Consider the following 17,515-nt stretch of genomic DNA (forward strand, 5'->3'; position numbering starts at 1 on the left):
AACCCGACGCGCGAGCCGTCCGTGTGGCCGGGAGCACCGCAGCGCGGGCTCCCCGGCAGCGGGTGACAGGCAGAGAGCCCCGGCGTAGACTGCGCTCGAAGCGGCTGGGCTGATGCCGCTCATGACCGTTGCGGGCTCGCTGACGGCGGGACGCACCTCCGAACCCCTCGACTGTGAGCCCGCGTCTCCGTGCTGCCTTCGATCAACGAATCGATCAAGGAGGTCATCATGTCAAGTCTCGTCCGTAAGAGTCTCGACACACCCGACGAAACACGGCCGTTCGAGGCCGACGCCGGACAACTGCAGCTCGTCAACACCGAGCAGGGGGCGATCGGTCGCGCCACCTTCCAGCCGGGATGGCGGTGGTCCGAGCACGTGAAGCCCATCGCGAAGACCGACAGCTGCCAGGCCAGCCATGTCGGCTACTTCCTCTCCGGCCGCATGAAGGTCGTGATGGATGACGGCGAGGAGATGGAGTACGGGCCGGGCGACTACGCCAGCATGGCGCCCGGCCACGACGCCTGGACCATCGGCGACGAGCCGTGCGTCTTCATCGACTGGCAGGGCTTCAGCGACTACGCGAAGCGCTGAGCCGCGGCATCCGAAGCGCAGATTGCCTTCGGCCAGCGCGGCGTCAGGCGGCCATTCAGACACGCCGCGCTAGGCTGGAGGCATCCCGCGGGCGATGGATCCGCGGTCGTGCGCCTGAGCAACCAAGGGCGCATCCTCTTGAACGCAGTACTGACAGGCCTCACACGTGACTACATTTTCAGATCTGACCATTGAACAAGACATGGTCGACGCCCTCGCTTCGAAGGGCATCATCGAACCGTTCCCCATTCAGGAGCAGACGATCCCACTGGCACTGACCGGCCAGGACATCATCGGTCAGGCGAAGACCGGAACGGGCAAGACCTTCGGGTTCGGCCTCCCGCTCATCCAGCGCCTCGGCCTGAACCCGGAGCCCGGCGTGCAGGCACTCATCGTCGTGCCGACCCGCGAACTCTGCGTGCAGGTGGCGCAGGACCTCGAGCTGGCCACGTCCAACCGCGCGACCAACATTGTCGCCATCTACGGCGGCAAGGCCTATGAGGGTCAGATCGAAGAGATCAAGGCCGGCGCCCAGATCGTCGTCGGCACCCCCGGCCGTCTGCTCGACCTGGCGTCGCAGCGCCTGCTCGACCTCGGCAAGGTGCGCGAGATGGTGCTCGACGAGGCCGACAAGATGCTCGACCTCGGCTTCCTCGCCGACATCGAGAAGCTCTTCGCCAAGACCCCGGCCGACCGCCACACGATGCTGTTCTCTGCGACGATGCCCGGCCCGATCGTTGCCCTGGCCCGCCGCTTCATGAGCAAGCCGATCCACATCCGCGCGACGGACCCCAACGAGGGACTCACGCAGGCAAACATCAAGCACGTCGTCTACCGCGCGCACTCGCTCGACAAGGACGAGGTCGTCGCCCGCATCCTGCAGGCAGAGGGTCGCGGCAAGACCGTGGTCTTCACCCGCACGAAGCGTGCTGCCGCGAAGCTGGTCGAGGAGCTGAACGACCGTGGCTTCAACGCCGCAGCCGTGCACGGTGACCTGAACCAGGAACAGCGCGAGCGCGCCATGGCCGCGTTCAAGGCGGGCAAGAAGGACATCCTCATCGCCACGGATGTCGCGGCCCGCGGCATCGACGTCAACGACGTGACCCACGTGATCAACCACACGGTCCCCGACGACCACGACACCTACCTGCACCGCGCCGGCCGTACCGGCCGTGCTGGCAAGACCGGCATCGCCGTGACCTTCGTGGACTGGGACGACCTGCACAAGTGGGCGCTCATCAACCGCGCGCTCGAGATGAACCAGCCGGAGCCCGTCGAGACGTACTCCTCCTCGCCGCACCTGTTCGCCGAACTCGACATCCCGGCCGGTTCCAAGGGCCGCCTCAAGCCGACGCCGATCAAGGAGCGCGCTCCCCGCGAGGGCACGTCGGATGCCGCTCGCGGCGGCCGTGACGGCTCACGCGACGGTGGCCGTTCCGGCTCGTCCCGCGGCGGCTCAGCACGGGGAGACTCCTCGGCCACGGCGGCTCCCGCAGGCGAGACGGGTGAGACCGCATCGCGCAGCAGCCGCTCGCGTCGCCGCACCCGCGGCGGAGAGGGCTCGGCCGCACCGGCCGTCGCCCAGACCGCTGCAGCATCATCGACCGGCGAGGCCACGGCAACGACCGGGACCGCGACGGTTGCCGCGATCGCCGACCCGTTCCAGGCTCCTGGCCACCCGGCATCCGGCGTGCACGACGGCGGCGGGCACGAGCACCACGACGGCAACAGCGCACCGCGCCGTCGCAGCCGCAACCGCTCGCGCCGCAGCGCCCCCAGCGCCGAGTAGCACCAGCGCCGATTTACACGTTGGCTTGAGCGAGCGGCGCCGCGACGAAGGAGCAGCGCCGCACGCGAAGCCCTGAGCGGCTCCGTCGAAACGGCAGTCTCGACATCGGCGGCGAGCCGATTCGGCCATCCGATCAGGGCTTCGGTCGCTGGCGCTCCCTCAAGCCAGCGTGAGAATGCCGCCCCCTACTTGAGCATCGGTCGGATGCACGCCCGCCCGAACGGGCGGCCAGAGGCCCGTCAGTCGGGGTAGACCGGCTCGCTGCCCGTTGACTCGGCGATCATGCGCTCCAGCACCTCTGGCGCCGTCGTGTTCTCGCCGAGACGGTTCGGCTTGCCGTCGCCGTGGTAATCGCTGGAACCGGTCACGGCGAGGCCGAGCTTGTCGGCCAGGGCGTGCAGCCGCTTCTTGGCGTCCGGCAGGTTCTCGCGGTGGTCGATCTCAAGGCCGAACAGCCCGGCATCGGCGAGCCGCTTCAGCTCCGCCTCCGGCAACACGTGCTCAGCACCGCGCGTGCCCGGGTGCGCGAGCACCGGCACTCCGCCCGCCTCACGCACGAGGCGGACGCCGGTCAGCGGATCCGGCGCGTAGTGCGGCTTGGCGTAGCCACGCTTCCAGTGCAGGATCCCGGCGAACGCCTCCGAACGGGTGGGCGCGTGCCCTCTGGCGACGAGCGCGTCCGCGATGTGCGGCCGCCCGATCGTCGCACCCTCCGTCGACTGGGCGAGCACGTCATCCCAGCTCAGCGCGAAGTCGCGGCCGATGTGTTGCACGATCTCCTCCGCCCTGGTGAGCCTGGCCTGGCGGATGCGGGCCGTCTCGGCGACGAGGGAGGCATTGCCGGCGTCGAAGAGGTAGGCGAGCATGTGCACGCTCGCGTATTGGATGCGGGTGGAGAGCTCCATCCCGGGGATGAGCGTGATCCCGGCCTGCTTGGCCGCGGACGCCGCTTCGACCCAACCGGCGGTCGAATCGTGGTCGGTCAGCGCGACGGTGCCGATCCCGGCCGCCAGGACGGCCCGCACGAGCTGGCTCGGCGTCTCGGTCCCGTCCGAGACACTCGAGTGCGCGTGCAAATCGATGGGGCCACGGAAACGCCGAGAATTCATTCTTCCATGCTAGTTCTGCGGGCTGTTGCCGGGAGTCGGCAGCGTCCGTGCAGGAAGCTCACCTAAGGTGGACGAGCCATGCTCTCTCGCCTCCTCAGCGCCGTCATCGTGCTCGCCGCAGCCATCGGACTGCTCATTCTGGCCTGGCCGCAGCTGTTCGGCCTGGAGAACACGTGGATGATCGCGCAGATCGTGTCGTTCCGCGGACTGCTCGTCGTGGCCGCGGCCGTCGGTGTCATCGTGATGCTGCTGATCGGCGTCATCCGCCCGCTCCGCCGCCTCACCGGGACCCTCGCCGTGCTGCTGCTGGTCTTCGGAGTGGCCAACGTCGGGATCCTCGCCGTGCGCGGCACGAATCAGGGCGACGTGACGCTCGCGACGGCCGGAGCCGACGAGTCGATCACGGTGCTCAGCTGGAACACGCAGGGCGAGGAGCCCGGCGTCGACGCCATCGTGAAGCTGGCGCTGGAGAGCGGCGCCGACATCGTCGCCCTGCCAGAGACCACCGACGAACTCGGCACGGAGGTGGCCATCGCCATGAAGGAGGGCGGTCGACCGATGTGGGTCTGGACGCTCAACTTCAACGACTGGTACAAGGCACGCTCCACGGCCCTGCTGATCAGCCCCGATCTCGGCGAGTACACGCTGGCATCCGCACCGGGCGCAGGCCCGCCCGGCAATACCAACGTGTCGCCGACCGTCGTCGCGACGCCGGTGAACGGCGTCGGGCCGACGATCGTCGCCGTGCACGCTGGCTCCCCGATCGAGGGCGCGATGAGCGCGTGGCAGAGCGACCTCGACTGGCTGGCCGAACAGTGCGATGCGCCCGATGTCATCATGGCCGGCGACTTCAACGCGACGATCGACCACATGGCCTCCCGCGGCGTCGACGGGGGCACGCTCGGCCGGTGCACGGATGCCGCGCTCTCCGCCGGCAGCGCGGCGCTCGGCACCTGGCCGACCGACGTCCCGCCGCTCCTCGGCGCCCCGATCGACCACGTGCTGGCGACAGACAACTGGCGCATCGACGCGTTCCGCGTGCTCGATGATGTCGACGGCGCCGGCAGCGACCACCGCCCGCTGCTTGCCCGCTACGTGCCCGCCGACTCGTAGGGCCCGCCCAGCCATCGGTGCCAGAATGGGGGCATGGAGAACGCCAACATCAGCACGGATGCCGCAGGCACCGACACCATCGACGCCAGCCCGATCCCGAGCGAGACCAGCCCGAATGCGAACCGTTCGACGACGCCAAGCTCCGAGGGGTTCAAGGCCTATATCGGCAGCGGCTGGGCCGAGCGCACCGACGCGCTCCCCATCGCCCGCGAGCAGGCCGCATTCGCCGCGGCACGTCGCGCGACGCTCTCCGCGCGCTTCACCGGTCAGCGCCTGATCGTTCCGGCCGGAAGCCCGAAGCAGCGCTCGAACGACACCGACTACCCGTTCCGCGCCCACTCGGCGTTCGCCCACCTCACCGGCTGGGGCGCAGACTCAGAGCCGGAGGCCGTGCTCGTATTCGAGCCGACGGCGGCTGGCCACGACGCCACCCTCTACTTCCGGGAGCGTGCAGGCCGCGACTCCGAGGAGTTCTACCACAACCCCGCGATCGGCGAGTTCTGGATCGGTGCCCGCCCGTCGCTCGCGCAGGTGGCAGCCGACCTCGGCTTGGCCACCCACGGCATCGCCGGGCTCGAGGGTGTGTACGCCGCCGTCGACGCCAGCACCCTCGTGCTGCGCGAGGCCGACCCGGCCGTGACCGACCGGGTCGACTCCGCCCGTCTGCGTTTCGCGGCGGAGGCGGCGCTGAGCACGAACGCCAGCGACTCCCCCTTCAGCATCGAGGTCGGCAGCGAGCACGAGCCAGACGCGCTGCTGGCCGAGGTCGTCAGCGAGATGCGCTTGGTCAAGGACAGCTACGAGATCGCCCAGATGCGTCTGGCCGTCAACGCCACCGAGCGCGGCTTCAACGACGTGATCGCCGACTTCCCGCGCATCTCGGCACACCCGCGTGGCGAGCGCATCGTCGACGGCGTGTTCTACACGCGCGCCCGCCTCGACGGCAACGCCCTCGGCTACGACACGATCGCGGCATCCGGCCCGCACGCCACGATCCTGCACTGGACCCGCAATGACGGCCCCGTGCGCCCCGGTGAGCTCATGCTGCTCGACGCCGGCGTCGAGGTCGACAGCCTGTACACGGCCGACGTCACGCGCACCCTGCCCATCAACGGCACCTTCAGCCCGGTGCAGCGCATGATCTACGAGGCCGTTCTGGATGCGGCGGACGCCGCCCTGGCGATCGTGAAGCCCGGCATCGTGTTCCGCGAGGTGCACGCCGCCGCGATGGCGGTCATCGCCGCGCGCACCGCAGAGTGGGGCCTGCTGCCCGTCTCGGCCGAGGAGGCCCTGCTCCCCGACAACCAGCACCACCGCCGCTACATGGTGCACGGCACGAGCCACCACCTCGGCATCGACGTGCACGACTGCGCCCAGGCGCGTCGCGACATGTACATGGACGGTGTCATCGAGGAGGGCATGGTCTTCACGATCGAGCCCGGCCTGTACTTCCAGAGTGACGACGAGACCGTCCCTGCCGAGTTCCGCGGCATCGGCGTGCGCATCGAGGACGACATCCTCGTCACCGCCGACGGCGCCGAGAACCTCTCCGTTGGCATCCCGCGCACGGCCTCGGCCGTGGAGGCGTGGGTGCAGGCCGGCGGCTGGAGCTAGCGCTCCCCCGCATAGCGCCCGCCGCACATTCGCGGCCCGCACAACGTGCAGCGGCCCGGGATATCTCCCGGGCCGCTGCACGTGMAGCGGGCCGTTGCGCGCGAGCGCCGGACCGGCGGATGGCGCGACGCCTGCCGCGCGGGCCGAGCCGCGTCTGGGATTGCGTGTCGTGACCGGCATCCTCGCCCTCTGCACTAACGTGTGCCCCATGACGAGACCCCGGCACATCCTCTCGGCAGCTGCGCTGCTCATCGTCGGCCTGACGGCGAGCGGCTGTGCCGGCGCCAGCGGTTCACCGATCCAGCCCACCGCAACGGGCCCGACGGCGACCTCGACGGCGCCGGGGACCGCAACTCCGGACGCCGCCGCGTCGCCGGTTCCCACTGCGGAGCCGATTGCCGTCGAGCCGGCCGACTACGCTCCCCTCGATTTCGGTACCGGAGTCGTCTTCACGTCACCATCACGCAATCTGCGCTGCGGAATCACCACGCAGAGCGCCGAAGCGGACAGTGCGTTGTGGGGCTGCGCGATCGGAGAGAAGGAGTGGGAGTTCCCCCGTTCGGATCCCTCGGACTTCTGTTTCGATGCGCAGGTCCCGTGCGGCAACGGCATCGAGGCTGTCGGATCCGAGCAGCCGCACCCACGCATGCGCGGCGATGTCGCATTCGAGAGTGAGTACTCCGAGTCGAGCCTTCCGCTTCCCGTAGGCACATCCATCCGCTATGGGAACGTGCTGTGCACCTCGACGGAGGCAGGGATCGCCTGCTCCAACGCGCTGAGCGGCCACGGATTCGCCTTGTCCGAAACGAACAACGACATCTGGTGAGCCAGCTCAACTCGCTGCAGCAGCCGTCTGAGCGAGCGGTCCGGTCGATCGCCCGCTGCGGTAGTGCGGTTCAGCGGAGCGGTGGCAAGCTCCGCTAGGCGCTCGGCGGCGTCTGCTGCGTCGGAGTCGCTTCGCTGCCGGCATCCGCCCCGCTCGGCGGCTCGGTGGGGGCGGGGGCCTGCGGCACCGCGACGGGTGTGACGGGCGCTGCGGGCTCTGCCGGCGTCTCGCCGCGGAGCAGGTTGCGCGCCCGGTGCACGAGCTCGCCGGGGGCGAGAACGGTGTAGCTCACCGCGATGACCTGCATCACCGAGCTGAAGTCGCGCCGTTTGCGCTTGATCGAGTAGTTGACCAGGCCGAAGAGCATGCCGAATCCGGCACCGATCAGCAGCGCAGCGAAGACCATCGGCGTGCTCTCCCCGCTCGGCGAGAAGATGAACAGGATGAGCCCGAGGAAGATGCCGAGCCAGGCTCCGGATGCCGCCCCGCCGATCGCCGCACGGCCGTAACTCATCTTGCCTGTGACCAGTTCGACGCTCTTCAGGTCGTTGCCGATGATCGCCAGCTGCTTCACCGGGAAGTCCGCGCGGGCGAGCGTATCGACGGCGCTCTGTGCCTCGGCGTAGCTGGAGTAGTTCTCGACGACCTCTCCCTGCGGCAGCACGGGGAATCGACCGCCGCCCCGTGCGGAACGGCTGGCACTGAAGGGGCTCTGAGAACTCATGTGCTCATTCTTCCATGTGGGCCTGAAAACCCCGTGGGTGGCCTAGATTTGAGAGGTGAGTGCCAACAGAGTCTTCGTCGCCCGTCTGGCAGGGTGCACCGTCTTCGACCCCGCGGGCGACCGCGTGGGCAAGGTGCGCGACGTTCTGGTTGTCTATCGCAAATCGGATCCGCCCCGCGTCGTCGGCCTGATCGTGGAGATCCCCGGCCGCCGCCGCGTCTTCATGGAGATCGGGCGGGTCAGCAGCATCGGCAGCGGCCAGATCATCACCGACGGCCTCATCAACGTGCGCCGCTTCGAGCAGCGCGGTGGAGAGGTGCGCGTCATCGCCGAGATGCTCGGCCGCAAGGTGAGCTTCATCGACGGCTCGGGCGAGGCGACCGTCGAAGATGTCGCGATCGAGGAGCAGGGTCAGGACCAGAGCGAGTGGGCGATCAGCCAGCTCTTCGTGCGTCGCCCCAAGACGAGCCCGTCCCCCTTCGCCAAGGGCGCAACGGCGTTCGCCAACTGGTCGGAGGTGCGCGAGACGGTCACGGCCGGCGAGGCGCAATCGGCCGAACACCTGATCGCCACGTACTCCGAGTTGAACCCGGCCGACCTCGCCTCGACCCTGCTCGACCTGCCGACCGAGCGCATGTTCGAGGTGGCCGGTGAGCTCTCGGACGACCGCCTGGCCGATGTGCTTGAGGAGATGCCGGAGGTCGAACAGATCGGCATCCTGGCCACCCTCGGCGATGCCCGTGCCGCCGACGTGCTCGACCACATGCAGCCGGATGACGCGGCCGACCTGATCGCGCAGCTACCGGAGGAGCGCGGCGAGACGCTGCTCGAACTGATGGAGCCGGAGGAAGCCGACGACGTGCGCTTCCTGCTCTCCTACGCTCCGGACACCGCCGGCGGCCTGATGACGCCGGAGCCGATCATCGTCTCCGCCGATGCGACCGTCGCGGAGGGCCTCGCGCTGATCCGCCGGCACGACCTCGCGCCCGCCCTCGGCGCCGCGATCTGCGTGACGCTGCCGCCCTTTGAACCGCCGACCGGCCGTTTCCTCGGCATGGTGCACTTCCAGCGGATGCTGCGCTACCCGCCGCACGAGCGCCTCGGCACCCTGCTCGACCAGGGGCTGGAGCCGGTCACCGCCGACACCTCCGCGGCCGAGGTCAGCCGCATCCTCGCCAGCTACGACCTCGTCTCGGTCCCCGTTGTCGATGAAAACCACCGACTCGTCGGGGTGGTGACCATTGACGATGTCCTCGACTATCTGCTGCCGGCTGACTGGCGAAGTCATCCCGACGACAACGACGACGTAGCCGTGCGCGCGGCCGCGCGCGCCAAGCTTGAAACGGGCAGCATCCTGCTGCCGACCGACACGACGGGACGGAGGACGGGCAATGGCACGAGCTAGCAAGAGCGACATCCGCCTCGACTCCCCCAAAGGCCTGCGCGGCCCGGCAATCACCGCCCGCGACAAGGCGGCCAGCCGCGACCGCTTCGGCCGCTTCACCGAATCGATCGCCCGCGGCATGGGCACGCCCGGCTTCCTCGCCGGCCTCTCGCTGTTCTGTCTGCTCTGGCTCGGTTTCAACACCTGGGGCCCTGAGGAGTGGCGTTTCGACTCCGCCGCCATCGGCTTCACCGCGCTCACCCTGATCCTCTCGCTGCAGGCCTCGTACGCCGCCCCGATGATCCTGCTCGCGCAGAACCGTCAGGACGACCGCGACCGCGTGCAGATCGAGCAGGACAGGCAGCGTGCAGAGCGCAATCTCGCCGACACCGAGTACCTCGCCCGCGAGGTCGTCGCCCTCCGACTGTCGATCTCCGACATGGCGTCGAAGGACTTCATCCGTTCCGAGCTGCGCAGCCTGCTCGAACAGCTCGACGAGCGCGATGCGGCGGCGGCGAAGGCCCAGTACGAGAACGGCGCCGGGAACGACGCAGAGAACGGGACGCGGGATGCCGGCAACTCCTGAGCAGCTCCGCGAGGCGCTGGCCCGGGTGATCGATCCAGAGATCCGCAAGCCCATCACGGAACTCGACATGGTCGGCGCGCTCAGCGTCGATGATGCCGGGCACGCGCACGCCGTGATCAAGCTGACGATCATCGGATGCCCGGCCGCCCGCCGCATCGAGGACGACGTGCGCGGCGCGCTCGAGGCCGTCGTCGGGGCCGGCAACGCGGAACTCGAGATGACGGTGATGACCGTCGCTGAGCGCAAGGCCCTCACCGCGAAACTGCAGGGAACCGGCGCGCGTACCATGCCGTTCACGGCCGATGCGCTCACCCGTGTCTTCGCCGTCACGAGCGGCAAGGGCGGCGTCGGCAAGTCGACGCTCACCGCGAATCTCGCGGTCGCCCTCGCCGCGAAGGGCCTCCGTGTCGGGCTCCTCGACGCCGACGTCTACGGTTTCTCGATCCCGGCCATCCTCGGCCTGGTCGAGCAGGTTCCCGGTGCGGCGACAGGCACGCTCCGCGCCGTGAAGCCGACCCGCGTCGGCGACATGATCCTGCCACCCGTCGCCCACGGCGTGAAGGTGATCTCGATCGGCATGTTCGTGGAGGACGCATCGGCGGCCGTCGCCTGGCGTGGTCCAATGCTGCACCGCACGATGACGCAGTTCCTCACCGACGTCTACTTCGGCGACCTCGATGTGCTGCTGCTCGATCTGCCGCCAGGTACAGGCGACGTCGCCATCTCGATCGGCCAGCTGCTGCCGCACGCCGAGGTTCTCGTCGTGACGACACCGCAGCCGGCCGCTGCCGACGTGGCCGAGCGCAGCGGCGTCGTGGCCAGGCAGACCGGGCAGAGCGTGTTCGGCGTGATCGAGAACATGGCCGGGCTGGCACAGCCGGACGGCAGCGTGCTCGACCTCTTCGGCTCCGGCGGCGGCGACGAGGTCGCCCGGCGGTTGAGCGCCTCGCAGCCGGACGGCGCTGCCCCCGTGCCCGTGCTCGCCCGCATCCCGCTCAGCATCGCGCTGCGCGAGGGAGGAGACGCCGGCGAGCCGATCGTGCTGAGCGATCCGAGCGACCCGGCAAGTCAGGCCATCCTGCGCGTTGCGGATGCCGTCGCCGGCAGCGGCCGCGGCCTCGCCGGTCGCGCGCTGCCCTTCAGCGTCGGCTGATTTCGACAGGCTCAATCAGCGATTTCGCTGCCGCGGGCGCAACTCCCATCGCGGATCCGCTGCTGCCGGCGCAACGGCCTCCGCGGATCCGCTCAGGGCTTCGCGTGCGTCACTGCTCCTTCGTCGCGGGGCCGCTCGCTCAAGCCAGCGTGCAGCATGGTGCCTCGTGCATTCTCACGCTGGCTCGAGGGAGCAGCCGAGGAACGAGGCCGCCCCCGAAGCCCTGACACCGCGTGAAACGTTGCTCAGGGCTCGACGAGGCGGGCGATCAGCTCGGTGAGCAGCGGCTCGGCCACCGCGGGCGGCAGCGCCTCGACGAGCGCGAGGAACGGCGCGAGCCGCTCCGGCAGCGCTCCGGTGGCCGTGGCATCCGGGGCACCGGCATCCGAGGCGCCGGCTTGGGCCAGCCCGATGCCCTGCAGCAGTGCGAAGGCCGTCGCAGCGTCGAGCGTCGCCGGCAGCGCGCCGCCGAGGGCCGCACCGAGCGATCCGAGCAGCGGAGCGACGTCGACGCGGGGCACACCGCGTACTTCCGCCGCTGCGGCGATCAGCGCGGCCGAGAGCTCGGGCAGGCGCGACTCCGTCACCGGTGTCACCGTGAGGTGCGCCGTCGCGGGGAGCCGTGCGCCGCCGGGCCGAGTGGTTCCCGCCTGGTCGAAGCCCGGCTGCAACTGCAGCTGCCACCCGTGCGTGCGCGCCTGATCGGCCCAGTGGTGCGGGTCGACGCGGCGCTCGGCCGGCACGCTCTCGTCGGTGGTGACGGCGATCGCCGGGCCCGTCGGCTCCCCGACCACGCGGAGGCCTTCGATGCCCCGGATCACGCCGAGCAGCGTCTCGGTCGCCCTGGCACAGCTCGCCGTCAGCTCGGCGAAACCACTCTGCCCGAGGGTCTGCGTGATCGCCCACGCGGCTGCGAGCGCCGCGGCGGACTTCGAGCCGAGCAGCGTCGAGTTGACGACCGGGTAGCCCGGCCAGCCGGTCGTCGCGAAGTATTGCTTGCGCTGTCGGTCGCGACCGCGCTGCAGCAGCACAGACGCCCCCTTGGGCGTGTAGCCGTACTTGTGCAGATCGGCGGAGAGGCTCGTGACACCGGGCAGCTGTAGATCCCAGCCCGCCGCATCGAGGCCCGGCCACCACGGCAGCACGAAGCCGCCGAAGCAGGCGTCAACGTGGCAGCTGACGCCGGCGGCCGCGGCGAGCGCGGACACCTCGGCGATCGGGTCGATCACGCCGTGCGGGTAGCTCGGTGCGCTGAGCACGACGAGCGCGACGTCGTCGGCGTCGGCCAGCAGCGCGGCGAAGTCCGCGACGGCCGGCAGACCGGATGCCGCATCCACCGGCACGAGTTCGAGCCGCAGCCCGAGATAGTCCGCCGCCTTGTGGAATGCGGCGTGCACGGAGCTGGGGGCGATGATCCGCGGAACGGTGGCCCGGTGGTCGACGCCGCGGGCCGCGGCATCCGCCCGCCAGATCTCCCTGGCCGTCTTGACGGCGAGCAGGCAGCTCTCGGTTCCGCCACTCGTGACGGTGCCGACGACGGAGTCGTCGCCGTGGAACACCGCACGGGCGAAGCCGACGATCTCGCGCTCCATCACCGCGACCGAGCTGAAGGTCGTCGGATCCAGGGCGTTCACCGGCTGCACGGCGCGCACCGCGGCTGCGGCGAGCGCGTCGATCTCGGCGATGCCGGAATCGTAGACGTAGGAGAGCACACGGCCGCCGTGCGTCGGCGCGTCCGCGGCGCGCAACGCATCGAGGCGCCCGAGCACCGCCACTGAATCCTGTTCGAATTGCATGCTCACGCCAGCGCCTCCGCTTCGATGTCACTCCGGTCGATGTCGCCCCGTCGCAGCGCGTAGCGCCGCAACGTCAGCAGGCTGAGGCCGATGAGCGCTGCCGGCAGCACGCTGAAGCTCAGCACGATGCCCGCGACAGCCGCCTCGCCCTGCACGACGCTCGTCGTGCCGACACTCTCGGTGTAGCCCGTCATGGCGAGCATGAGCGTGAGCGCGGTCGCACCGAGCGCCATGCCGATCGTCTCGCCGGCCGTCCAGACGCCGCTGAAGGTTCCCGCCTGGCCGTCGCCGTGCGTCGCCGCATCGTGAGAAATCACATCGGGCAGCATCGCCATCGGCAGCGACTGCATGCCCGCGTAGCCGGCCCCGGCGAGGGCAACGGGCAGGTAGACCCAGCTGCCGGGCGCCCAGAGCATCGCGGTCAGCGCCAGCGCCGCGACGCCGAAGAGCATGCTGGCGAAGACGAACCCGCGCTCCTTGCCGATGCGGCGGGCGATGACGCCCCAGAGCGGCGCGCAGAACAGTGCGGGCGCGATCAGGGCGACGAACAGCAGCGTGAGCGCGTCCTTTGAGTGCAGCACCCACACGGCAACGTAGTTCGCCCCGGCCAGCATCACGCCGGTCGCGAGCCCCTGCAACATGAAGGTGATGAGAAGCGCCCGGAACGGCTGCGAGCGCCGCAACACCGCGATGCCGGCCGCGTAGTGCCGCCTGATGCCGCCCGAGGGCTCGACCGGGGCCGGGGCCGCGACACCGCGCGGCGCGACGCGGGTGGCCAGCAGCATCCCGATGCCGATCACGACGCCGGCGACGATCGCCATCAGCAGGTAGCCGAGGTACTCGTTGTCGCCGCCGAGGCTGCGCAGCATCGGACCGCCGGCACCGAACAGCAGGATGGAGAAGGTCAGCACGACGACCCGCCACGTGAGCAGCCGGGTGCGCTGGTCGTAGCCGTCGGCGATCTCGGCCGGCAACGCGATGTAGGGCACCTGGAACAGGCTGAAGGCCGTGGCGGTCAGCACGAAGGCCAGCAGCACCCAGATGCCGGATGTCGCGGGCGGCAGTCCGGCCGGAACGGCGAAGGTCAACACGAAGAACAGCGGCAGCAGCAGGGCACCGGTGCGCATGAAGCCCCGTCGTGAGCCGCTCCGGCGCAGCGCGCTGTCGCTCCGCGCGCCGATCACGGGATCGATGATGACATCCCAGATCTTGGCCACCGTCACGAGCACGCCGGCCAGCAGCGCGCCGACCCCGAGGGTGTCGGTCATGTAGAACACGAGCACGAGCCCCGGTAGCGTCGCGAAGCCGCCGGTGCCGAGCGAACCCAGGGCATAGCCGACGACTGTTCTGCGGGAAAGCACTCGCTCCGTTGCGGTCATTCCGGCAGTGTACAGAGAGTCGGGCACGAAGTGGGTCAACTGACCTAGAATGGCGCTCATGTCTGCCTCTCCGCTGCACCCGAGCTTCATCGCCGAACTCGATCGCGACCTCGTCGCCACCTCCGGAACGACGCGCGCCGTCACCGCCCCCTTCACCGGTGAGGTGCTCCACGAGCTGCCACACAGCAGCGTCTCCGATGTCTCCGACGCCTTCGCCCGCGCCAGGATGGCCCAGCTCGCCTGGGCCCGCGCCGGCTTCGCACACCGCCGCGCCGTGCTGCTGCAGGCGCACGACAATGTGCTCGAACGCCGCGAGGCGCTGCTGGACGTGCTGCAGTCCGAGACCGGCAAGACGCGCGGCCAGGCCTTCGAGGAGTTCTTCCAGGTGCTCAGCGTCACCCGCTACAACGCCCTGGCCGCACGGCCGGTGCTCCGCGGGGAGCGTCGCCGTAGCGGCATCCCGACCGTCGTCTCCACCCGCGTACGCTACAAGCCGAAGGGCGTCGCCGGTGTGATCACGCCGTGGAACTACCCGCTCAGCCTCGCCGCCATGGACGTCGTGCCCGCCCTCGCGGCAGGCTGCGGAGTCGTGCAGAAGGCCGACGACCAGGGCGCGCTCAGCGTCCTCGCCGTTCGCCAGGCGTTCATCGACGCCGGCGTTCCGCGTGCCCTCTGGGCCGTCGTCGCCGGTGACGGTGCCGAGATCGGCGGGGCCGTCACCGATGAGGCCGACTACATCTGCTTCACCGGTTCGACGGCGACCGGCCGCGGCGTCGCAGAGAAGGCCGGCCGACGCCTCGTCGGCGCCTCCCTCGAGCTCGGCGGCAAGAACCCGCTGATCGTGCTGGACGACGTCGATCCTGAGAAGGCCGCAGCGGATGCCGCGTACGCCTGCTTCTCGTCGATGGGCCAGCTCTGCGTCTCCATCGAGCGGGTCTACGTCGAGCGCGGCATCGCCGAGCCGTTCATCGCGGCCTTCGCCGCGCGGGTGGGCAACCTCGTGCAGGGCGCGAACTTCGACTTCGGCAGCGACGTCGGTTCGCTCACAACGCCGGCGCAGCTCGCCCGCGTGCAGGAGCACGTGGCCGACGCAGTCGCCAAGGGCGCGACGATCGTCGCAGGCGGCAAGGCCCGCCCCGATCTCGGACCGCTGTTCTTCGAACCGACCGTGCTCAGCGGCGTCACGAGCGAGATGGCCTGCTTCGCCGGGGAGACCTTCGGCCCCGTCGTCGCGATCAGCGTCGTCGACAGCGAGGAGGAGGCGATCCTCGCCGCCAACGCCAGCGACTACGGCCTGAACGCCTCCGTGTTCAGCGGGTCGACCGCGCGCGGGCTGCGCCTGGCCCGCGCCATCGACGCCGGCAGCGTGAACGTGAACGAGGGCTACCGTGGGAGCTTCGGCTCGATCGACGCCCCGATGGGCGGCGTGAAGCAGTCCGGCGTCGGCCGCCGCAACGGCCGCGAGGGCCTGCTGCGCTTCGTCGAGCCCGTCACGATCTCGCATGCGACCGGGCTGGTCCAGCTGCCGCGCACCGGCGCGGAGTTCGCCGCCCTCAGCGGTGTGATGCTCGTGATGGCGGCCGTGCTCAAGGGCATCCGCCGCCGCTGACGTCACTCTGAGACTGCACCAGCATCGATTGCGGTTGCTGAGTCTGCCTGAGTGGGGGCTGCCGCCTTTCGCGACGCTGCGCGTCGCGCACGCCGGCTTGAGGGAGCGCCAGCGACCGAAGCCCTGAGCGGTTCAGTGGACACACCCGCGCGGGACCCGGCGCTACCCGGTCACGCAGCGCGCTCGGCTTCGGTCGCGGCCTCGTTCCTCGGCTGCTCCCTCGAGCCAGCGTGAGTTTTCGCGGCGGCCTCGTTCCTCGGCTGCTCCCTCGAGCCAGCGTGAGCGGCCTCGTTCCTCGGCTGCTCCCTCGAGCCAGCGCGAGCATGCGCTGCACCCCTTCGAGGTGCGTCAGCCGACGAGTGCGTCAGCCGAAGAGGTTGACCGGCTTCACGATGTCGGCGTAGACGAGCAGCGCGCTCATCCCGCCGAGCACGATCACGACGACCATGGTGAGCGGCATCAGCTTCGCCATGTCGACGGGGCCCGGGTCTGGCTTGCGGAACAGTTTCGCGAAGCCGCGGCGGATCGCCTCCCAGAGTGCGCCGGCGATGTGGCCGCCGTCCAGCGGCATCAGCGGCACGAGGTTGAAGACGAACAGCGCGATGTTGAGCGAGGCGAGCAGGCCGACCATGCTGGCCACCTTGCTCTCGACGCTCAGGCTGTCGAGCGCGGCGATCTCACCGGCAACCCGGCCGACGCCGACGACGCTGATCGGGCCGTTCGGGTCGCGCTCCTCCGGCCCGAAGGCGGCGTTCGCGACATCGACCATGCGCTGCGGCAGGTTCAGGATGATGTGCGTAACGCCGGAGATGTTCTCGCCGACGGCGGGCAGAACGGCCGATGCCGGCTGCTGCACGAGCTCGCCGGCCGGCCCGATGCCGGCGAAGCCGACCTCGGTCGTGACGGTGGCGCCCGCGGCATCCGTGACCGGCTTGCCCGCCTCATCGAACACGGGGCGCTCGGTCAGCAGCGGGGTGAGGGTGAGCGTCTTCTCGACGCCGTCGCGCTCGACCACGACGATGAGCGCCGTTCCGGCCGAGGCGCGGATGGTCTCCGTCGACTGCTCCCAGCTCGTGACCGGCGTGCCGTCGATGCTGACGAGGCGATCCCCTGGCAGCATGCCCGAGGCGGCGCCCGGTGCGGCCGGATCGTTCGGACCACACTCGGTGCTGCTCGAGCCGGCCGGTTGCACGCAGGAGGAGACGCTGCCGATCGTGGTGCTGGCCTGTGCGGAGCCGAAGCCCATGAGCAGCACGGCGAAGAGCACCACGGCGATGAGCAGGTTCATGAACGGCCCGCCGAACATGATGATGATGCGCTTCCACACCGGCAGCAGGTAGAACGCGCGGTGCTCCTCGCCCTCACCGATCGTGTCGGCGCTGGCCGAGCGGGCGTCCTGCGCGAGGCTGCTGAGGAAGCCGGTATTGGCGCTGCGCGCCTCGCCGCCGTCCTTGGCGGGCGGGAACATGCCGATCATCGAGATGTAGCCGCCGAAGGGGATCGCCTTCAGGCCGTACTCGGTCTCCCCCTTGCGCTTGGACCAGATCGTCGGCCCGAAGCCGATCATGTACTGGGTGACCTTGACGCCGAAGAGCTTGGCCGGCACGAGGTGACCGATTTCGTGCAGGGCGATCGACACGGCGAGGCCGATCGCCAAAATGGCGACGCCCAGAACGAAAAGAAGCACGGAATCCACGTCGACAGCGTAGCCCTCTCTCGCTGCGAGCCCGCTGATGTCAGGCTGCGTGCTGGCTGTGCTTTCCACGCCTCCGGATGCCGCGCGGGGCTGTGCGGCATCCGCGCGCTGTGCTTGGATGGCCATGCTCCGCGCGGGGCCAGGAG

Annotated in this window: 14 protein-coding genes; 9 read left to right on the top strand and 5 right to left on the bottom strand. The window is 69.9% G+C overall.

Annotated elements, in window-relative coordinates:
* The first annotated feature begins 228 nt into the window (after positions 1-228).
* Both ASC66_RS01640 and ASC66_RS01645 read left to right on the top strand, forming a co-directional pair.
* Positions 229-591 (top strand): cupin domain-containing protein, encoded by a 363-nt coding sequence (locus ASC66_RS01640; protein WP_055836128.1) that lies wholly within the window; start codon positions 229-231, stop codon positions 589-591.
* Between the two features lie 166 nt (positions 592-757).
* Positions 758-2,380: a DEAD/DEAH box helicase gene (locus ASC66_RS01645; protein ID WP_200944675.1), complete on the top strand. Its 1,623-nt coding sequence runs from the start codon at positions 758-760 to the stop codon at positions 2,378-2,380.
* A gap of 239 nt (positions 2,381-2,619) precedes the next feature.
* On the opposite strand, the gene ASC66_RS01650 is transcribed toward ASC66_RS01645, so the two are convergent.
* Positions 2,620-3,489: a PHP domain-containing protein gene (locus tag ASC66_RS01650; RefSeq protein ID WP_055833797.1), complete on the bottom strand. Its 870-nt coding sequence runs from the start codon at positions 3,487-3,489 to the stop codon at positions 2,620-2,622.
* 78 nt (positions 3,490-3,567) lie between these two features.
* Here ASC66_RS01650 and ASC66_RS01655 point away from each other — a divergent pair, with 78 nt between their 5' ends.
* From ASC66_RS01655 to ASC66_RS01665, 3 genes are all read left to right on the top strand, one after another.
* Positions 3,568-4,602, top strand: coding sequence for an endonuclease/exonuclease/phosphatase family protein (locus ASC66_RS01655; RefSeq protein WP_055833800.1), 1,035 nt, complete (start codon positions 3,568-3,570; stop codon positions 4,600-4,602).
* Between the two features lie 33 nt (positions 4,603-4,635).
* Positions 4,636-6,216 (top strand): aminopeptidase P family protein, encoded by a 1,581-nt coding sequence (locus ASC66_RS01660; protein WP_055833803.1) that lies wholly within the window; start codon positions 4,636-4,638, stop codon positions 6,214-6,216.
* Between the two features lie 208 nt (positions 6,217-6,424).
* Positions 6,425-7,042 carry a DUF6636 domain-containing protein gene (locus ASC66_RS01665; RefSeq protein ID WP_055833806.1) on the top strand — a complete coding sequence of 206 codons (618 nt, stop codon included), beginning with the start codon at positions 6,425-6,427 and terminating at the stop codon, positions 7,040-7,042.
* Positions 7,043-7,136: 94 nt separating this feature from the next.
* On the opposite strand, the gene ASC66_RS01670 is transcribed toward ASC66_RS01665, so the two are convergent.
* The gene (locus tag ASC66_RS01670) at positions 7,137-7,766 is read right to left on the bottom strand and encodes a YflT domain-containing protein (protein WP_055833808.1); all 630 of its coding nucleotides are present in this window, start codon (positions 7,764-7,766) and stop codon (positions 7,137-7,139) included.
* Between the two features lie 55 nt (positions 7,767-7,821).
* Between ASC66_RS01670 and ASC66_RS01675 the strand changes: the two genes are divergently transcribed.
* The 3 genes from ASC66_RS01675 to ASC66_RS01685 are packed head-to-tail and all read left to right on the top strand — an operon-like array spanning position 7,822 to position 10,889.
* A complete protein-coding gene (locus ASC66_RS01675) occupies positions 7,822-9,171 on the top strand; it encodes a magnesium transporter MgtE N-terminal domain-containing protein (protein ID WP_055833813.1) in 1,350 nt (449 codons plus the stop codon).
* Positions 9,158-9,736, top strand: coding sequence for a DUF1003 domain-containing protein (locus ASC66_RS01680; RefSeq protein ID WP_055833816.1), 579 nt, complete (start codon positions 9,158-9,160; stop codon positions 9,734-9,736). Before ASC66_RS01675 ends, ASC66_RS01680 begins: the two co-directional genes overlap by 14 nt.
* Entirely contained in the window at positions 9,720-10,889 is a 1,170-nt protein-coding gene (locus tag ASC66_RS01685) for an Mrp/NBP35 family ATP-binding protein (RefSeq protein WP_055833819.1), read from the top strand. The genes ASC66_RS01680 and ASC66_RS01685 overlap by 17 nt, the downstream gene beginning before the upstream one ends.
* Positions 10,890-11,134: 245 nt before the next feature.
* Here ASC66_RS01685 and ASC66_RS01690 read toward each other — a convergent pair whose 3' ends face one another.
* Together ASC66_RS01690 and ASC66_RS01695 are read right to left on the bottom strand one after the other, a co-directional pair.
* Positions 11,135-12,685: a pyridoxal phosphate-dependent decarboxylase family protein gene (locus tag ASC66_RS01690; protein ID WP_055833822.1), complete on the bottom strand. Its 1,551-nt coding sequence runs from the start codon at positions 12,683-12,685 to the stop codon at positions 11,135-11,137.
* Positions 12,686-12,687: 2 nt separating this feature from the next.
* Complete coding sequence (locus tag ASC66_RS01695; RefSeq protein ID WP_055836131.1) at positions 12,688-14,064, bottom strand: MFS transporter; 1,377 nt, start codon at positions 14,062-14,064, stop codon at positions 12,688-12,690.
* Between the two features lie 58 nt (positions 14,065-14,122).
* On the opposite strand from ASC66_RS01695, the gene ASC66_RS01700 reads away from it, so the two are divergent.
* Positions 14,123-15,673 carry a succinic semialdehyde dehydrogenase gene (locus ASC66_RS01700; protein WP_235496630.1) on the top strand — a complete coding sequence of 517 codons (1,551 nt, stop codon included), beginning with the start codon at positions 14,123-14,125 and terminating at the stop codon, positions 15,671-15,673.
* Positions 15,674-16,037: 364 nt separating this feature from the next.
* Here the strand turns inward: ASC66_RS01700 and ASC66_RS01705 are convergent, their stop codons facing one another.
* Positions 16,038-17,369 (bottom strand): M50 family metallopeptidase, encoded by a 1,332-nt coding sequence (locus ASC66_RS01705; RefSeq protein WP_157509597.1) that lies wholly within the window; start codon positions 17,367-17,369, stop codon positions 16,038-16,040.
* Positions 17,370-17,515: the final 146 nt, after the last annotated feature.

This window comes from Leifsonia sp. Root4 (assembly GCF_001425085.1).
Lineage (GTDB): Bacteria > Actinomycetota > Actinomycetes > Actinomycetales > Microbacteriaceae > Microterricola.

Coding starts and splice junctions, on each gene's coding strand:
- ASC66_RS01650 (WP_055833797.1), bottom strand. CDS start 3,489: ATGAATTCTCGGCGTTTCCGTGGCCCCATCGATTTGCACGCGCACTCG.
- ASC66_RS01695 (WP_055836131.1), bottom strand. CDS start 14,064: ATGACCGCAACGGAGCGAGTGCTTTCCCGCAGAACAGTCGTCGGCTAT.
- ASC66_RS01640 (WP_055836128.1), top strand. CDS start 229: ATGTCAAGTCTCGTCCGTAAGAGTCTCGACACACCCGACGAAACACGG.
- ASC66_RS01665 (WP_055833806.1), top strand. CDS start 6,425: ATGACGAGACCCCGGCACATCCTCTCGGCAGCTGCGCTGCTCATCGTC.
- ASC66_RS01690 (WP_055833822.1), bottom strand. CDS start 12,685: ATGCAATTCGAACAGGATTCAGTGGCGGTGCTCGGGCGCCTCGATGCG.
- ASC66_RS01670 (WP_055833808.1), bottom strand. CDS start 7,766: ATGAGTTCTCAGAGCCCCTTCAGTGCCAGCCGTTCCGCACGGGGCGGC.
- ASC66_RS01700 (WP_235496630.1), top strand. CDS start 14,123: ATGTCTGCCTCTCCGCTGCACCCGAGCTTCATCGCCGAACTCGATCGC.
- ASC66_RS01655 (WP_055833800.1), top strand. CDS start 3,568: ATGCTCTCTCGCCTCCTCAGCGCCGTCATCGTGCTCGCCGCAGCCATC.
- ASC66_RS01660 (WP_055833803.1), top strand. CDS start 4,636: ATGGAGAACGCCAACATCAGCACGGATGCCGCAGGCACCGACACCATC.
- ASC66_RS01685 (WP_055833819.1), top strand. CDS start 9,720: ATGCCGGCAACTCCTGAGCAGCTCCGCGAGGCGCTGGCCCGGGTGATC.
- ASC66_RS01680 (WP_055833816.1), top strand. CDS start 9,158: ATGGCACGAGCTAGCAAGAGCGACATCCGCCTCGACTCCCCCAAAGGC.